Here is a 479-nt window from a genome sequence, read left to right as displayed (position 1 = left end):
CGGCGGCGAAAGTCGCCGCCGATGATGCGTAGCTTACCCGGCGGTTTGGCAGGCCCGCGCCGCGCTGTCGATGAGCGAGAAGTAGAGGGGCGAGAAGAGCGTTGTCGTTTCATAACGCGGATTGTAGCGGGCTACTTATCCAAAGTCTTGGTCTGCGATGGTAGGATAATCGCAATGTTCACCTATTTAGTCGGATGACACCTATGTTCGGTTTTTTCAAACGTAAGAAAAAGCACGACTCCCAACAGGAGCAGCAAGATCAGCAGGCGCTGTCTCAGGAGGAGCATGGCAAAGTAGAGGCTACCAAAGAGCCAGCGCTAGAGCATAAAACAGAGCAGGCCTCGTCAACGGCGGAAGCTGTTGTGCAAGAAACGTCAGTGCCTGAAGCCGCGCCAGCGGAACACAGTACATCCGTTGAAGAAACCGCTGAAAAGACACAAACAAGTGAATCAGAACCAGCGCCTGAGCTAGCCTCTGTT

General features: G+C 53.9%; 2 pseudogenes. One reads left to right on the top strand and one right to left on the bottom strand.

The window, feature by feature from the left end:
• Positions 1-113: pseudogene (locus tag INT22_RS22205) on the bottom strand (16S rRNA (guanine(966)-N(2))-methyltransferase RsmD); the annotation flags it as partial.
• 90 nt (positions 114-203) lie between these two features.
• On the opposite strand from INT22_RS22205, the pseudogene INT22_RS19410 reads away from it, so the two are divergent.
• Positions 204-479, top strand: a pseudogene (locus INT22_RS19410) (signal recognition particle-docking protein FtsY); the annotation flags it as partial.

Origin of the sequence: Halomonas sp. 3D7M (assembly GCF_014897885.1) — a bacterium.
GTDB lineage: Bacteria > Pseudomonadota > Gammaproteobacteria > Pseudomonadales > Halomonadaceae > Vreelandella.
The sequence above is the reverse complement of the archived record's forward strand: the minus strand, read 5'-3'. Positions and strand labels throughout refer to the sequence as shown.